The organism is Azonexus sp. R2A61, assembly GCF_021401135.1.
In the GTDB taxonomy this organism is placed as follows: Bacteria; Pseudomonadota; Gammaproteobacteria; order Burkholderiales; family Rhodocyclaceae; genus Azonexus.
In genome coordinates, this window is sequence record NZ_JACBFO010000002.1 from 450,415 (window position 1) to 466,792 (window position 16,378).

Annotated in this window: 14 protein-coding genes; 5 read left to right on the top strand and 9 right to left on the bottom strand. The window is 66.7% G+C overall.

Annotated features, from left to right (window positions below):
* The first annotated feature begins 166 nt into the window (after window positions 1-166).
* On the top strand, window positions 167-1,855 hold the full coding sequence (locus L0962_RS07225; protein ID WP_234085677.1) for a phosphoethanolamine transferase: 1,689 nt from the start codon (window positions 167-169) through the stop codon (window positions 1,853-1,855).
* Complete coding sequence (locus L0962_RS07230; protein WP_234085678.1) at window positions 1,848-2,576, top strand: phosphatase PAP2 family protein; 729 nt, start codon at window positions 1,848-1,850, stop codon at window positions 2,574-2,576. The genes L0962_RS07225 and L0962_RS07230 overlap by 8 nt, the downstream gene beginning before the upstream one ends.
* Here L0962_RS07230 and L0962_RS07235 read toward each other — a convergent pair.
* The 7 genes from L0962_RS07235 to L0962_RS07265 are packed head-to-tail and all read right to left on the bottom strand — an operon-like array spanning window position 2,542 to window position 8,733.
* Window positions 2,542-3,915 carry an ATP-binding protein gene (locus L0962_RS07235; protein WP_234085679.1) on the bottom strand — a complete coding sequence of 458 codons (1,374 nt, stop codon included), beginning with the start codon at window positions 3,913-3,915 and terminating at the stop codon, window positions 2,542-2,544. The two genes, L0962_RS07230 and L0962_RS07235, sit on opposite strands and share 35 nt — an antisense overlap.
* Entirely contained in the window at window positions 3,912-4,574 is a 663-nt protein-coding gene (locus L0962_RS07240; RefSeq protein WP_234085681.1) for a response regulator, read from the bottom strand. The genes L0962_RS07235 and L0962_RS07240 overlap by 4 nt, the downstream gene beginning before the upstream one ends.
* Before the next feature lie 2 nt (window positions 4,575-4,576).
* Window positions 4,577-5,212 (bottom strand): hypothetical protein, encoded by a 636-nt coding sequence (locus L0962_RS07245; RefSeq protein WP_234085682.1) that lies wholly within the window; start codon window positions 5,210-5,212, stop codon window positions 4,577-4,579.
* A gap of 16 nt (window positions 5,213-5,228) precedes the next feature.
* Window positions 5,229-6,017 (bottom strand): SDR family oxidoreductase, encoded by a 789-nt coding sequence (locus tag L0962_RS07250; RefSeq protein WP_234085683.1) that lies wholly within the window; start codon window positions 6,015-6,017, stop codon window positions 5,229-5,231.
* A complete protein-coding gene (locus L0962_RS07255; RefSeq protein ID WP_234085684.1) occupies window positions 6,008-6,673 on the bottom strand; it encodes a TenA family transcriptional regulator in 666 nt (221 codons plus the stop codon). Before L0962_RS07255 ends, L0962_RS07250 begins: the two co-directional genes overlap by 10 nt.
* Window positions 6,660-8,138 (bottom strand): AMP-binding protein, encoded by a 1,479-nt coding sequence (locus L0962_RS07260; protein ID WP_234085685.1) that lies wholly within the window; start codon window positions 8,136-8,138, stop codon window positions 6,660-6,662. The genes L0962_RS07255 and L0962_RS07260 overlap by 14 nt, the downstream gene beginning before the upstream one ends.
* On the bottom strand, window positions 8,131-8,733 hold the full coding sequence (locus L0962_RS07265; protein WP_234085686.1) for a thermostable hemolysin: 603 nt from the start codon (window positions 8,731-8,733) through the stop codon (window positions 8,131-8,133). The genes L0962_RS07260 and L0962_RS07265 overlap by 8 nt, the downstream gene beginning before the upstream one ends.
* 120 nt (window positions 8,734-8,853) lie before the next feature.
* Between L0962_RS07265 and L0962_RS07270 the strand changes: the two genes are divergently transcribed.
* Both L0962_RS07270 and recJ read left to right on the top strand, forming a co-directional pair.
* Window positions 8,854-9,879 (top strand): hypothetical protein, encoded by a 1,026-nt coding sequence (locus L0962_RS07270; RefSeq protein ID WP_234085687.1) that lies wholly within the window; start codon window positions 8,854-8,856, stop codon window positions 9,877-9,879.
* Window positions 9,876-11,564, top strand: coding sequence for a single-stranded-DNA-specific exonuclease RecJ (gene recJ, locus L0962_RS07275; protein ID WP_234085688.1), 1,689 nt, complete (start codon window positions 9,876-9,878; stop codon window positions 11,562-11,564). Before L0962_RS07270 ends, recJ begins: the two co-directional genes overlap by 4 nt.
* An 88-nt stretch (window positions 11,565-11,652) precedes the next feature.
* On the opposite strand, the gene L0962_RS07280 is transcribed toward recJ, so the two are convergent.
* Complete coding sequence (locus L0962_RS07280; RefSeq protein WP_234085689.1) at window positions 11,653-12,747, bottom strand: NAD(P)-dependent alcohol dehydrogenase; 1,095 nt, start codon at window positions 12,745-12,747, stop codon at window positions 11,653-11,655.
* A 209-nt stretch (window positions 12,748-12,956) separates the two neighbouring features.
* Between L0962_RS07280 and L0962_RS07285 the strand changes: the two genes are divergently transcribed.
* A complete protein-coding gene (locus L0962_RS07285) occupies window positions 12,957-14,117 on the top strand; it encodes a GGDEF domain-containing protein (RefSeq protein WP_234085690.1) in 1,161 nt (386 codons plus the stop codon).
* Here the strand turns inward: L0962_RS07285 and L0962_RS07290 are convergent.
* On the bottom strand, window positions 14,114-16,264 hold the full coding sequence (locus tag L0962_RS07290; protein ID WP_234085691.1) for a GGDEF domain-containing phosphodiesterase: 2,151 nt from the start codon (window positions 16,262-16,264) through the stop codon (window positions 14,114-14,116). The genes L0962_RS07285 and L0962_RS07290 overlap by 4 nt on opposite strands.
* Window positions 16,265-16,378: the final 114 nt, after the last annotated feature.

A 16,378-nucleotide genomic window follows, 5' to 3' on the forward strand; every position in this document is an offset into this window, starting at 1 on the left:
ACGTCGAGTTTTTTCGGACAAGCTCCGATTGAACCACGCAAACATGAAAGGAAGCTGAAAGTCTTCATTGCAGTAAGGTCTTTCCCGGGCAGCCATTTCAGCTTGCTTTAATCCAGCTTCCCGACAATGCGCCCGGTTCATCTTCATCGACTGGGAATTTGCCCTCATGCCCTGCCTGCGTTGCACCCTTTCCCGCGCCTTCCAGAAAGTCCTGCTGGTCCCCGTCCAGCGCCCGGCCCGCACGCCGGAACAAGCAATCCTGCTGGTCGCCGTCTGGATCGCGCTGACCGGCAACCACGCGTTCTGGCGCGCCATCCTGCAGGGCCGCGACGGGCTGTCGCCGAGCACCTGGGGACTGGTCCTTGCCGTCGGTGCGGCGCTGGTCGCCGTGCATTTCCTGCTGCCGGCGCTGATCGCACCCCGCCGCTTGCTGCGGCCGGTGCTCGGGCTGTGGTTGCTCGTCTCGGCACTGGCCGGTTTCTACATCGACAAGTTCGGCATTTACATCGATGCCAGCATGATCCGCAACGTGCTGCACACCGATGTCGCCGAAGCCCGCGAATTGCTGACGCCCGACCTTTTCTGGCATCTGGCGATCTTCGCCGGGGTGCCCGGCTGGCTGCTCTGGCGCAATGTCTTTCCGGCAACGGACGGCTGGCGTGCCGGCTGGCTGCGGCGCGGCTTGTGGATTGTCGGCGTCGGCCTGATCGGTGTTGCCGGACTGGCACTGGCGTTCAAGGATCTGGCACCGCTGATGCGCAACCACAAGGAGATTCGCTATCTGGTGGTGCCGGAAAACGCCATTTACGGGATCGCCCGCAACCTGCAGCCGAACAAGGTCGGCACCCCGCTGCGCAAACTGCCGGTCGGCCCCGACGCAAAACTCGGCGCCGCCTGGCAGCAACGGCAGCGGCCGGCACTGTTCGTATTCGTGCTCGGCGAAACGGCCCGGGCCGCCAACTGGGGGACGCATCCGGGACCGGACGGCCAGCCGCGCGACACCACGCCGGAACTGGACCGGAAACCGCTGATCCGCTTCGCCGACGTCACCAGTTGCGGCACCAACACCGAAACCTCGGTGCCCTGTATCTTTTCCCCCCAGGGTCGCCGGCATTACGACGAGGACGCCATCCGCAACAGCGAATCGCTGCTCCACGTGCTGAACCGGGCCGGCTTCCACATCGTCTGGCGGGACAACCAGTCCGGCTGCAAGGGCGTCTGCTCCGATCTCGACAGCCAGGCGCCGGACCGGCAGAGCCTGCCGCAGCTGTGTCCGGACGACCATTGCCTCGACGAAGCGATGCTGGCCGGCATGGACAAGCTGCTCGCCGACGACAAGGGCAACCTGGTCGTCGTCCTGCACCAGATCGGCAACCACGGCCCGGCCTACTTCCGCCGTTATCCGGAAAGCTTCCGCCGTTTTGCGCCGACCTGCGACACCGCCGACCTGAGCCAATGTACGCAAGCGCAGATCGTTAACAGCTACGACAACGCCCTGCTCTATACCGATCATTTCCTGGCCCGCACCATCGATTTCCTCGAACGGCAGAGCGACCGTTTCGACACGGCGATGCTCTATGTGTCGGATCACGGCGAATCGCTGGGCGAGCACGGTCTGTTCCTGCACGGCATGCCCTACGCCATCGCCCCGCGCGAGCAGACTCAGGTCCCGATGGTGCTGTGGCTGTCCGACCGGTTTTCGCAGAATTTCGGCGTCGACCGCAACTGTCTGGCCCAACGCGCCCAACAGCCGGCCAGCCACGACAACATTTTCCATTCGCTATTAGGCCTGCTCGACGTCAGCACGCAGGTTTACGATGCCTCGCTCGACCTTTCGGCGGCTTGCCGTGGCTGAGCGGCAGATCGACCGGCACTGGCTGTACCGCCAGCTCCTGCTGCTGACGGCGATGGCGGCCGGGCTGCTGGCGCTGTTCCAGTTCACCGAACTCGACATGCGGCTGGCCGCGCTGGCCTTCGATCCGGTTCAGCAACGCTTCCCGCTGCAGACGCACTGGTTCCTGTCGACCGTACTGCACCACGGCATGAAGCAGTTTTCGTATCTGGCAACGGCGGCGGCGCTGGTCGTCTGCTGGCTCGGCCACCGCGGCCGCCTGAACTGGCTACCGCAACGCAGTGCCTGGCTGGCAGCCAGCGGAATGATCCTGATCCCGCTGTGCACGACCTTGCTGAAAATGCTGACCAACCGCCACTGTCCGTGGGATATCGTCGAATTCGGCGGCTTCGCGCCGCATCTCGGGCTGTTCGACACGGCACCGGCCGGGCTCAAACGCGGCCAGTGCTTTCCCGCCGGCCATGCTTCGGCCGGTTTCCTGTGGCTGGTCTGGGGCGTGGCGCTGGCCGGCGCCGGGCGCCGGATCGCCCGTCTGGCGTTGGTCGGCGGCCTGCTGCTGGGGGCCGTGATGGGAGCCGGACGGATGTTGCAGGGCGCCCACTTCCTGTCGCACACGCTGTGGTCGGCCTGGCTGGCCTGGGCGATCAGCGTCGGGCTGAGCGCGCTGTTCGGCGCAACGCCCTCGCCAGTCAGGCCGGCGCCAGACCGATCAGACCGATCCTGAAGCCGTCGGGCAGGTTTTCCGCCTGCAGACGCGCCCCGTGCAGTTCGGCAATGCGCGTGACGATGGCCAGGCCGAGCCCGTTGCCCTCGAGCACGTTGTCGCGATCACGGAAGAAACGTTCGCCGAGACGCTGCAGGGCCTCGTCCGACATGCCCTGGCCGCTGTCGCTGACAAACAGGTCGATCCCGCCAGCGGCACTTCGGCCGGCATCGACGCGCACCGGCGCATCGGCCGGCGAATAACGCAGGGCGTTGTCGAGCAGGTTGCGCAACACGATGCGCAGCAGGTCGACGTCGCCGATCACGCCCAACTCGGCCACCCCCTCGCCGACCTGGATACGCGCCGAGGCCTCACCGCCGGCGCGATCGATGCTCTCCACCACGTCGACCAGCAGATCGCCCAGGGCCAGCGTGCGCGAGCAAGGCAGCGTGGTCAGCGGGTCCAGCCTGGCCAGTCGCAGCAATTGCTCGACCAGGTGCGTGGCACGATCGACGCCCGACTCGATCTGCGCCAGCGCCCGTGCGCGAACGGCATCGTCGTCGCTGAGCCGGGCAACCTGGGTATGCACCTTGAGTGCGGCCAGCGGCGTGCGCAGTTCGTGTGCCGCATCGGCGGTGAACCGGCGTTCGTTGTCCAGCGTCCGGCCGAGTCGACCGAACAGGCGGTTGATTGCCTGGAGCAGCGGGCGCGCTTCGCCGGGAATGCCCGAGCGCGACAAGGGCGCCAGGTTGTCGGCATTGCGGGCAGTGACGTCGGCGGCGAGTTTTTCGAGCGGCCGCAGGCCGCTGCGCACCGACAGGTAGAGCATGAGCAGCAGGAAAGGGACGATCAGCGCCAGCGGAAACACCGTCTGCGAGGCCACTTCGAGCGAAGCGCGGTCACGCACGGCGATCGCGTGCGACACCTGGACGCGGAAACGGCCATCCTCCGATTCGGCATTGAGCACCCGCCAGCCACCGCCGTCGCGTTCGATATCGCTGTAACCGAGCAGGCCGAGCACCGGCACATCCGGCGCGTTGGCCGAACGCACGAAGACCGTGCCGTCGCTGCGACCGACCTGGAATTCGAGCGGCGGCTGGTACACGTCGCTGCTGTCGGCGCTGGCGGTCGCCAGACGCTCGGCCAGCACGTTGAGGTGGGAGGCGTTTTCTTCTTCGAGCAGCGCCAGCAGCAAGCGGCTGCTCTGCGCCAGGCTGCCGTCCATCAGTTCTTCGGCCTCGTGCTGCGCCTGTTCATAGCTGAACCAGCCGGCCAGCACCCAGATCAGCAGCACGGCGATGCCGAGCGCGGCGAGCAGACGCCAGCGCAGCGTGTTCAGCCACTCCGGCAGCCGGATCACGCTTCGCCGCCCAACTGGTAGCCCAGGCCGCGGACCGTCCGGATGAAATCGCTGCCGAATTTCTTGCGCAGGTGGTGGACATAGACTTCCACCGTGTTGCTGCCGGCCTCCTCGCCCCAGGCGTAGAGGCTTTCTTCGAGTTGCGCCCGGCTGCGGATATGTTTCGGATGCTGTAGGAATTCCTGCAGCAGCGCGTACTCCCGGGCCGACAGCGTGATTTCCTCGCCCTTGCAGGTCACCCGGCGGGCGGCCGGATCGAGGGTGACGTCGCGATGCCGCAACAGCGGACTGGCCTGCCCGCCGGCACGACGCAGCAGCGCCCGCAAGCGGGCCTGCATCTCGCCGAGATCGAAGGGCTTGGTCAGGTAATCGTCGGCGCCGCTGTCGAGACCGGCGATCTTGTCGTCGGGCGTATCACGCGCGGTCAACACCAAGACCGGCGTCGATTTGCCGGCACCGCGCAGGGCCTGCAGCACACCGATGCCGTCCCGGCGCGGCAAGCCGAGATCGAGGATGCACGCGTCGTAATCGTGATCGAGCAAGGCGCGCAGCGCGGTTTCTCCGTCGCGCACCCAGTCGACCGCATAAGCGGCGATGCCCAGCCCGGCACGGATGCCGTCGCCGAGCAGCGCATCGTCTTCAACCAGCAGGATTCTCAATACTAGCGTCCGATCTTGTTCAACAGGGCCTGCACTTCCTGGCGCCGGCCCTGATCGGCCAGTTCCCGGCCCGGCCGCGGCGACGCCTTGAGCGCACGTTCGAGGTAGTGACGCGCTTCGGCGATCCGATCCTCGTCGACCAGATACTCCCCGTAAAAGAAATTCGGGTCAATCCCGTCCGGATTGATGGTCAGCGCCTTGCGCAGCATCGCCTCGGCCTGCTTCTTGTCGCCGAAACCGACCGGCCAGCGCGGCACTTTGGCATACAGCGTGCCCAGGCTGGTATAGGCCGAGCCCTGCAGGGATTTCTCGTCGAGCTTGAGGCTTTCCTCGAGCAGGCGACGGGCCTCCTTGGCCATCGACAGGGCACCGAGACCGCCGCGGGCGCCAGCCTCGCTGGAGACGACGATGCCTTCCCAGATCAGCGCCGCCGCCAGATTGGGATTGGCCGCGCTGAGCTGGTGTGCCTTGTCGGCCAGCGCATGGTACTGGTCGGCCTGCTCCTTGGCCGGCAGCTTGTACTTGATCTCGGCCCAGCGATCCTGGATCGGCTTGACCAGTTCGTCGCCGGGCGCCGCCAGACAGGCTGCGGTCGACGCGGCAAACAAGGAAAAAATCAGGATGGAACGACGCAACATGGAACATCTCCTCGATTCAAATTTTTTTTGCGGCATGCCGCTTGATGACTGCCAGCTTGCCCTTGACGCCGCCATCGACCAGCGCCGGCGCCAGGCCGTTCAGCCAGGCGAACAGTCGCTCGGGGAAACCCAGCACGCGCTCCCGGGCGCAGCAAGCGAGCAGATCGACGATCGCTGCAGCGACTTTCTCCGGCGAATCGCTGGCATTGCCGAGCGCCTGGTTGAGGGCATTCACCGCCGGCGAGTTGAGCGGCGTGTCGATGGCCCGCGGCGCGATGTGGAAGACCTCGACCCGGCTGTCCGCCAGTTCGCGGCGCAGGGCCTGCGAAAAACCGCGCAACCCGGCCTTGGCCGCGGAATAGGCGGCAAAGCCGGCGAACGGGATGCTGCCGAAGGCCGAGCCGATATTGACCACCGCCGCGGCCGGCCGCATCCGCAACTGCGGCAGCAGGCTGCGGGTCAGCTGGATCGGTGCTTCGAGATTGGTACGCAGGATGCGCTCGATCTCCTTGCCATCCTGTTCGTCGAGCAGGCCGAAGCCGCCGACGCCGGCATTGTTGATCAGCATGTCGGCCTCGAACTGCTGCGCCGCAGCGACGATTTCGTCGATCCCGACGGAGGTGCCGAGATCGGCCTGGAGCAGTCGATAGTCGCTGCCGGCCGGCATCTGCAGACGGGCCAGCTTGTCGGGATCGCGTCCGGTCAACAGCAGGACGGCGCCTTTTTTCGCCAGCGCCCGGGCCAGGGCTTCGCCGAGGCCGCCGGTGGCGCCGGTCAGGACGATACGGGCACCGGTCAGTTGCATGTCGCCGTCCCCGCCACCGGCAACGAGCGGAAGACGTCGCCGTAAAGCTTGAAGAAGACACGGGCGGCATGCGCCACATCGGCCTGGTCGGCGGGGGTCATCGCGTCGACCAGACGGGCCAGGTGCTGGGTGTGCTCCTGGTCCAGCGTACCGTGCGAACGGAGGTAGGAAAACGCCTTGTCGGGCAGGCCGAGCACCTGCTGGATACGGTCGGCGGCAGTCAGCGCCAGCGCCACGCTGGTGCCTTCCAGCACATAGACCATGCCGAAGAAAGCGGCCGGATTGCCGCGCTGGATGGTGTCGTAGGCGTAGGCGACCATCACCTCGGCAGCCAGGCCGGGCCGGCTGTTGCGCACGGCCTGCGCATCGCCGCCGGCGGCGGCGATGTCGTCGAGAATCCATTCCTCGTGGCCGATTTCTTCCTCGATGTATTCGGCAACGGCACGCCGCATCCAGCCCAGACGTTCAGGCAGCCGGCCGCCCAGCGTCATCAGCAGCGGCGTGGTGTGACGGACGTGATGGTAGGCCTGGCCGAGGAAGGCCCGATAGGACTCGAGCGTGACCCGGCCCTGCAGGCAGTCGTCGATGATCGGGGCGCCGAGCAGCCAGGCGCGGGCTTCCGCGGTCGACGCTTGCAGACTTTCATAAAAGGACATGGGGCGTTTCCTTGTTCGCGTAAATCGCCGCGATGGCGGCGGCATGATGGTCGATGATCCGTTCGCGAACCGGCCGGCCGTTGCCGGTGGCCAGTCCGTTGACCGGGGTAAACGGCGGAACGGCTTGCCAGCCGGCCAGCCGCGCATAATCGGGAAGCTGCGCGTTGACCGCAGCCAGCAGCGCGTCGACCTGGGCCGTTGCAAGACCGGGCATGGTCACCAGCAACGCGACCGGTGCCGGTTTGCCGTCGCCGACCACCACCGCCTGGAGGATGCGGGGATCGCCGAGCAGCAGCGCTTCCGGCCATTCCGGCGAAATGTTGCGACCGAAGGAGGTGATCAGCAGGTTCTTGCGCCGGCCGGCCAGATGGACGTGGCCGCGATTGTCGATGTCGCCCAGATCGCCGGTCGGAAAAGCGGCCGGCGGTGGTGCCGGCTGCCCGGCATAGCCCAGGAAGGCGCGCGTCTCGACGTACAGTTCGCGGGCGTCGGCAACAACGCGGGCGTGACCGAGCGGCCGGCCGACGCCGTCGCCGTCATCGCCCGGACGATTCAGGCAAGTCACCGAACCGGCTTCGGTCAGGCCATAGCCCTGATAGGCCGGAATCCCCGCCGCCCGCGCCTGGGTCAGCAGCTCGGCGGCCACCCGGGCACCGCCGACGGCGGCAAAAACCAGCGATGCCGGCGGTCGACCGCCGGATTGGCGCAAAAATGCGGTCCATGCCTTGAGCAGTTCCGGCACCAGGATGACACTCGCCGGCTGCACGCGATCCGCCGCCGCATTCAGCGCCGCCGGATCGAAACCCTGCCGGCCCGCCCAGCCGAGTTCGGCGAGCGGCGGCAGATGTACCGGCATGCCGCGCAGCAAGGGCGCGTAGACGCCGGCAACGTTTTCCAGCAGCAAGGCCAGCGGCAGCACGCACAGATGGCGGGTCAGCGGCAGATCGTGCAAGCGGTCGCGCACCGCCAGCGCCGTGTCGTGCAGGCCTTCGGCGCTCAGACAGACGCCCTTCGGCGCACCGGTACTGCCGGAAGTGAAGGAAATCTTGGCCGTTCCCGGCGGCAACTCGACCGCCGGCGTGACGCGCCGCATCCAGGTCAGTCCCTGCCACTCGCCGAGCAGACAGAAACCGAGATCGAGCCGGCCGATGCGTTCCGGCTGATCGGTCAGCAGGCTGTCGGCAGCCGACTGGCTCAGCGCGTGCGCCATCTGCGCATCGCTGAAGAAGGCCGGCAACGGCAGATGCACCACGCCGGCCTGCTGGGCCGCCAGATCGGCGACCACCCAGGCCGGGCTGTTGTCGGCCAGCACCGCCAGCACACGGCTGCCGGCCAGACGCGCGCCCAGCACATCGACTGCCGCGGTGACGCGCGCCACATCCCAGGTCTCGCCGGCGCCGCCGACCAGCATGATCTCCTCGGCCGGCCGGCTATCCAGCAGACTACGCCAATTCACGTCAGTCACCGGTGATCTCCCGATCCACAGCCAGCCGGATGCGCCCGGCGACGACGACCGGATCGGTCTCGTAGTAGCTGCCCCACGAACTCGCCTGCTCGCCCAACCGGGCCGGATCGGCAGCGGCGAGCGCCAGCGGGGCCAGGCCGAGCTTGCGGAAGATGCCGATCAGTTCGCGGGTGGCGGTGAAACAGACCCATTCGAAACCCAGGCGATCGAGATGCGCCGCCAGCCGCAGGATCACGTCGACGCTGCTGCCGGCACGCTCGGCAGCCAGATTGCCGACCTCGACGATGCGCTCGCGCGCCACCGGCTGACCGGCCAGCCGGCTGACCGCCTGATCGACCGGCTCATCCAGATACTGTTCGAGCATCAGCCGCCGGTCGGCGGCGCTGCGCCAGCCGGCCGCGGCACGGATCACGCCGTCGCGTTCGACAAGCATCAGGTTGGGCGCGAATCCCGGCACTTCGGCAGCGTAGCGCTTGCGGAACACCGCACGCACGAAGGCCTCGGCCGCGTCGCGCTGCGGCCCGCCGGGCACGACGTGGCGGATGATCGGCGGCTGCCGACGACTCGGAGAAAGCTGGCGCATGGCTTCCGGCATGGGGACCTCGCACGAATGGCAATGTCGGCATGCTGCCGGCCCTCCCTTAAGACGACCTTAAAGCATCGCCAAGCGGCGCCGATGGTAGACTTGGTCGTTTTTCGCCCCCTCCCGAACGCCGTGCATCTGACCCTGCTCGTCCCCGAACTGATCTGGCCCGAACCGGGCGACGACCAGACGCTGGCACACTGCCGCGCCCCCGGTCTGGCCTGGCTGGCAGCGCGGGCGCAGGCAACACGCCAGCCGCGCCAGCCCTGGGAGGAAGCCCTGTTCGCCTGCTGCGCCCGACCGCCGCTCGGCCTGGCCACGCTGCGCCGGCTGGGCGAGGCCGACCGCCCCGACGACGTCGCCGGCGACTGGCTGTGCGCCGACCCGGTACACCTGCGTTTCCACCACGAGCGCATCGTGCTCGCCGACGCCGGCGCCTTCGCGATCGATGCCGCGCAGGCGGCGGCGCTGGTCGATGGCCTGAATGCGCAGTTTTCCGATCTCGGCCATTTCGAAGCGGCCACGCCGCGACGCTGGTACGTGCGCCTGAATGCTGCGGTCGACCATGTCGCCGCACCGCTTTCCCAAGTGGCCGGTCGCCGCGTCGATAGCGAACTGGCGGACAAGACCGGCCCGCTGCACCGCTGGCTCAACGAAGCGCAGATGGTGCTGCACGCGCTGCCGACCAATGCCGCGCGCCAGGCCAGCGGCGAACCGGCGGTCAACAGCCTGTGGCTATGGGGTGCCGGCCGACCGGTCGACATGCCGCTGCCTTTCGACGCGGTGTTCGGCAACGATCCGCTGGTCGCCGGACTGGCCCGCCACGCCGGCCGCGAGGCCCGCTCCTGTCCGGCCGGACTGGCCGATCTGCCGGCCTCGTCCTCGCCGCTGGTCGTGCTCGACACGCTGCTGCCCAAGGTCGTCTATGAAGACCCGGAAGGCTGGCTGCAGGCCCTGGCGGCACTCGACGCGGACTGGTTCACCCCCTTGCGCGGTCGACTCGGCCGCGACATCAAAAAACTCGACATCGTCGCCCCGACCGTTTACGGCCTGCTGCGCTGGACGCTGGGTGCCGGCGCTCGCTGGCAATTCTGGCGCGGCCAGCGCGACGTAGCCACGCTGGCCGGCGAACTGGCCAGGGAAGGAAGCCCCGCTTGACCCGCATCGTCACCCGCAGCGCGCCGCCGCGCACCGTCTGGCAACTCGAACAGCAGGGCCTGCACCCCCTGCTCGCCCGCCTCTACGCCGCGCGTGGCGTCACCGACAAGGCCGAGCTCGACTACGAACTGAAATCGCTGCTGCCACCGGCCGCGCTGACCCACGCGACCGACGCCGCCAGCCTGCTCGCCGACGCCATCGAGGCCGAGGCAAGAATGCTGATCATCGGCGACTACGACTGCGACGGCGCCACCGCCACCGCCGTCGGCATGCGCGCCCTGAAGGCGCTCGGCGCCGACGTCGATTTCCTGCTGCCCGACCGCTTCAAGCTCGGCTACGGGCTGTCGCCGGAGATCGTCGACGTCGCCGCGCAGCAATCGCCCGACCTGATCATCACCGTCGACAACGGCATCGCCAGCCTCGAAGGCGTCGCCCGCGCCCAGCAGCACGGCATCGCCACGCTGATCACCGACCACCACCTGCCGGCCGAAACACTCCCTGCGGCCGATTGCATCGTCAATCCCAACCAGCCGGGTTGCGACTTCCCGTCGAAGTGCATTGCCGGCGTCGGCGTGATGTTCTACGTGATGCTGGCGCTGCGCGCCGAACTGCGCGAACGCGGCTTTTTCGCCGAGCGCCCGGAACCCAACTTCGCCGACCTGCTCGATCTGGTCGCCCTCGGCACCGTCGCCGACGTCGTCAAGCTCGACCGCAACAACCGCATCCTGGTCAGCCAGGGCTTGAAGCGCATGCGCGCCGGCCGCCTGCAGCCGGGCATCGCGGCGCTGTTCAAGGCGACCGGCCGCGATCCGCGCAAGGCCACGGCCTTCGATCTCGGCTTCCTGATCGGACCGCGCCTGAACGCCGCCGGCCGGTTGGCCGACATGCGCCTGGGCGTCGAATGCCTGCTCACCGACGATCCGTCGCGTGCGCTGCAGATCGCCCAGCAACTGGACACGCTGAACCGCGAACGGCGCGAAATCGAGGCCGGCATGCAGGAACAGGCGCTGCTGTTGCTGGAAACGATGGACGTCGAGGATGCCGCGCCGGGCATCGCGCTGTTCGACGCCAGCTGGCACGAAGGCGTGGTCGGCATTCTCGCCTCGCGGATCAAGGATCGCCTGCACCGGCCGGTATTTGCCTTCGCGCCCAGCGAAGGCGGCATCGTCAAGGGCTCCGGCCGTTCGATTCCCGGCCTGCATCTGCGCGACGCGCTGGACCTCGTCGCCAAGCGCGCCCCCGGCCTGTTGCTGCGCTTCGGCGGCCACGCGATGGCTGCCGGCGCAACGCTGCGCGCCGAGGACTTCACGCGGTTCCAGACCTTGTTCGCCGACATCGCCGGCGAACTGCTGGCACCGTCCGACCTGACCCGCACGCTGGAAACCGACGGCGCGCTCGAAAGCGGCTACATCTCGCTGGAAATCGCCCGCCTGCTGGAAAACGAGATCTGGGGCCAGGGTTTCCCGGCACCGCTGTTCGTCGACGAATTCGACGTCGAACAGCAGCGCGTGCTCAAGGAAAAGCACCTGAAACTGCGCCTGAAGAAAGGCAACGCACGGATCGACGCCATCCAGTTCAATTTCAGCGCCCAGCCCGGCGCCCGCACGCGCGCGGCTTTCCGGCTGTCGATCAACGAATACCAGGGCGTCGAGAACCCTCAACTGATGATCGAACACCTGGAGTAAGGCGGCATGCGCCGGAAAAAAGCCCCGATTCTGCGGTCGACCGCAGGATCGGGGCTTTTTTCTGCCGGCGGTCGGAGGGCCGCCAGCCTTACGGCTTGATCGCCACCTTCAGCACGCCGTCGCGCTGGTTGGCGAACAGATCGTAGGCGGCGACGATGTCGTCGAGCTTGTACTGGTGGGTGACCAGCACGCCGAGATCGAGGCGTTCGGCGGCCAGCACGTTCATCAGCCGGCGCATGCGTTCCTTGCCGCCCGGACACAACGCGGTATTGATCCGGTGATCGCCGAGGCCGGCAGCGAAGGCGGACAGCGGAATGGTCAGGTCGCTCGAATAGACGCCCAGGCTGGACAGCGTGCCGCCCGGCTTCAACACGCGCAGCGCCGATTCGAAGGTGCCCTGCGTGCCGAGCGCTTCGATGGCCGAATCGACGCCGCGCCCGCCGGTCAGCTTCATGATTTCGTCGACCACGTCGCAATGGTGGAAATTCAGCGTCACGTCGGCGCCCATCACCCGGGAAATGCCCAGCCGGTGGTCGTTGCCGTCGACGGCGATGATCGTCGTCGCGCCGAGCAGACGGGCGCCGGCCGTGGCGCACAGGCCGATCGGTCCTTGGGCGAACACCGCGACGGTATCGCCGAGCCGGATATTGGCGTTCTCGGCGCCCTTGAAACCGGTGGACATGATGTCCGGGCACATCAGCACCTGTTCGTCGGTCAGGCCATCGGGAATCGGCGCCAGATTGCCCTGCGCGTCGGGCACCAGCACATATTCGGCCTGCGTGCCGTCGATCAGGTTGCCGAAGCGCCAGCCGGCGGTCGCCTTGTAGCCGTGACAGCCGCATTTGCCGGCGCCGACCAGGTAGCTGCCATCCTGCGACGGCACACCGTCCTGCGCCGCGTAGGAGGCGAAGCTCGGGCAGATGGCACCGGCGATCACCCGCTGGCCCTCGCGATAGCCCTGCACCGCACTGCCCAGCTTCTCGATGACGCCGACCGGCTCGTGCCCGACGGTGAGGCCCGGCGCGACCGGGTACTCGCCTTTCAGGATATGCACGTCGGTACCGCAGATGGTAGTGGTGGTGATGCGCACCAGCGCATCGTTCGGCCCGATCTCCGGCAGTTTCTTGTCGGCCAGTTCAATCCGGCCGGGGGCCACGAAAACTGCAGCTTTCATCATGCTCATGGAAAGTCTCCCGAATTGTGAAAGAAGCAGTTTCATTATAGGCCTGCCCGGTGTCCGGCATCGCCGGCCAACCGGAAGCGGCCGGAATTTCTCCGAAAATGCGCGGTCGACCGCAGCAAGCGGCGTTTTTTGTCGGCAAAACATCCCCATGTACTGGCGATGGGCCGGCCGGAACGGTATGCTTCGCCGTCCCTTCCTTTGCTTCCGTGATGAATTCGGAAACCGCGTACGTGATCGGTGCCTTGATGATGCTCGCCAACGGCGGCGTCCTCGGTCTCGTGCACCGGGATCTGCTGCCCAGCCTGCGTCCGAGCGCCGTTTCGTGGCGCATCGGCACCTTGCTGATCGCCGGCGGTTGCCTGATCATCCTCGGCCAGAAACAGTTGCCGGCGCACATCATCCTGCCGCTGGCCAACGGCATGATCATGCTCGGTTTCACCGGTTACTGGCGCGCCATACGGCAGTTTTACGACCTTCCCGACCGGTTCTGGATGCTGCTGCCGTTCGCTGCCGGCACCTTGTCGACTTTCTGGTTCACCGCCATCGTGCCGGCCATCGGAGCGCGCGTCCTGGCCGTGACGCTGTGCTGGCTGGCGCTGTTCTCGTTCTGTTCGGCCACGCTGCTGTCGCCGCGCCTGCAGGACAATGCGCTGAGCCGCCGGGTGCTGGCCTGGATCTTCGTTGGCGCGGCGGGCTTTGCGCTGCTCCGGCTGATGCTCTTCGTGCTGCCCGGCATGCCGCCAATCGACAACGTCGTCGATTCGAGCAACTGGATCAACATCGCCACGCCGATGGTCGCCGGCATCATGCCGGTGGTCGGCACCACCGCCTTCCTGCTGATGTGTTCCGAACGCCTGCGCCGGCAGTGGGAGCATGCGGCGTCGACCGATTACCTGACCGGCCTGGCCAACCGCCGGACCCTGGCCGAGGCCGGCGAACGCCGTTTCCGCGAGATGCGGCGCGGCGACCAGCGTCTGGCAGTGGCGGTCATCGACATCGATCATTTCAAGTCGATCAACGACCGCCACGGCCACGACACCGGCGATCAGGCGTTGCGCCATGTCGCCGGGACGCTGGAGCGGCATTGCCGCAACGACGAGCTACCCGGTCGCCAGGGCGGCGAGGAGTTCGTCGTGGTGCTGTCGGTATCCGGCCCGGAAGAAGCCAGCCAGGCCGGCGAACGTCTGCGCCAGGCCGTCGAAAGCCAGCCTTTTCGCGTCGGCGACATCACCATGCCGGTCACCGTATCGATTGGCATCGCCTGCCAGACGCCGTCCGACGCCAGTTTCGACCAGTTGCTCGGACGGGCCGATTCGGCGCTCTACACCGCCAAGGACAGCGGCCGGAACCGTGTGGAAAGCGCCAACTAGCGCTGCGGCTGCCCGCGCAGGTAGTCGGCCAGCTGAACCTCGGCCAGCGGCTTGGCAAACAGGTAGCCCTGAAACTCCTGGCAGCCGAGCGCGTTGAGCACCGCCAGTTGGGTCTGCTTCTCGACCCCTTCGGCGACGACCCGCAGGTTGAGGCTGTGGGCCAGCGACACGATGGCGCGGGTGATCGCCAGCCCCTCGTTGCCGGCATCGCATTCAATGACGAAGGAACGATCGACCTTGAGGATGTCGATCGGGAAACGCTTCAGGTAGGCCAGCGACGAATAGCCGGTACCGAAATCGTCGATTGCGATGAATACGCCCATCGCCTTCAGTTCGTTGAGCACGCCCAGCGCCCGCTGTACGTCGCCCATCAGCACACCTTCGGTGATTTCGAGTTCGAGGGCCTCCGGCGGCAGACCGGCTTCATCGAGAACGACCCGGACCAGGGCCGCCAGATCCTTTTCGCGGAACAGGCTCGGCGAGATATTCACGGCCACCCGCAGATCGCGGAAGCCCTGCGCCCGCCAATGCGCCGCCTGGCGGCAGGCCTGACGCAACACGAACCAGGTCAATTGACCGATCAGGCCGTTTTCCTCGGCCAGCGGGATGAAGCGGACCGGCGAGACCGAACCGAACTCGGCGCTGTCCCAGCGGACCAGCGCCTCGAAGCCGAAAGGCCGGCCACGGGTGTCCACCTTGGGTTGATAGACCACGAACAGCTCTTCCTGCTCGACCGCCCTGCGCAATGCGGAATCGAGCGCCAGCCGGTCGCGCGCCGCGACGTTGAGCGCTTCGGTATAGAACTGGAACTGCCCCTTGCCGAGCTTCTTGGCATGATGCATCGCCGCGTCGGCATGGCGCAGCAGCGCTTCGAGATCGATGCCGTCGTCGGGAAAGACGCTGACGCCGATGCTGCAATCGACGCGCAGTTCGTGCCCGTCGAGCATGATCGGATCGGCAATCGCATCGCGCACCCGATGCAGGATGTGCAGGGTATCGGTCAGGCTGCCGTAATCGCCGAGGATCAGTACGAACTCATCGCCACCGTAACGGGCAACGGTATCCGATTCCCGCAGGCAGGCCTGCAGACGCTTCGCCACCTCGACCAGCAAGCGGTCGCCGGTGCCGTGGCCAAGGCTGTCATTGACGAACTTGAAGTTGTCGAGATCAACGAAGGCCAGCACGCCGCGCCCGCCGCGCCGCTGGGCCATGCGCAATGCCTGCTGCAGACGGTCCTGGAGCAGGTTGCGATTGGGCAGACCGGTCAACGGATCGTGCGTCGCCTGATATTCGAGTTGCTGCCGGTAACGGTGCTGGGCGGTGATGTCCTCGACCGTGCCCTCGTAATACAGCGCCTCGCCTTGCGGGCTGTAGACCACGTGGGCATGTTCCGAAATCCAGATCCGGCTGCCATCGCGGCGATAGACCTCGGATTCGAATTCGGTGACGCGGCCGTGTTCGCGGATCAGCTGCTTGAATGCCTCGCGGCGCTCCGGATCGACGTACAGATTGCCGGCGATGTCGGACAGGCCGGCCATCAGTTCGGAGGGCGACTCGTAGCCATAGAGCTGGGCCAGCGCCAGGTTGGCCGCCAGGTAATGCCCGTCGATCGAGGTCTGGAACATGCCGACGACGGAATCCTCGAAGATGCTGCGGTAACGCAATTCGGCATCGGCCAGTTGGCGCTGCCCCAGCACCTGTTCGGTGATGTCCTCGATGAAGCCCTCGAGCACGCGCTTGCCATTTTCGTCGAGCACCACCGAGCCGCGCTCGAATACCCAGCGTTCGCGGCCGTCGCGATGGGTGATCCGGTATTGCAGACGATAACGCCCGCTGCCGGCCATCGCGTTGACGATCACCTGACGCGCCCGCGCCCGATCGTCGGGATGCGTGATCGCATCGAGCGAAGTCACCTTGTTGTACTCCAGTTCGTCCGGACAGTAACCGGTCAGTTCACGGCTGCCGTCGCTGACGAAATGCATGGTCCACTGTTCGTCGATCGCACAGCGGAAAACCATGCCATCGAGATTGCGCACCAGAACCTGCAGCACCCGCTCGCTGTCGATGCCGGCCCATGCCGAATCGCGACGCTTGCGCAGCACCGGCAGAAAACCTTTGGGAGGGACGATATCGTTCACGTCGGACATGGATGGAGTCAGCAGAAACAATGTTGATACAGCAAGTTCCTTGCCTGAATGAAACAAAGGACAAACTTGCCAAAATCCGAACAAAAACAACAAGAACGTCGATGTCGAATCGGC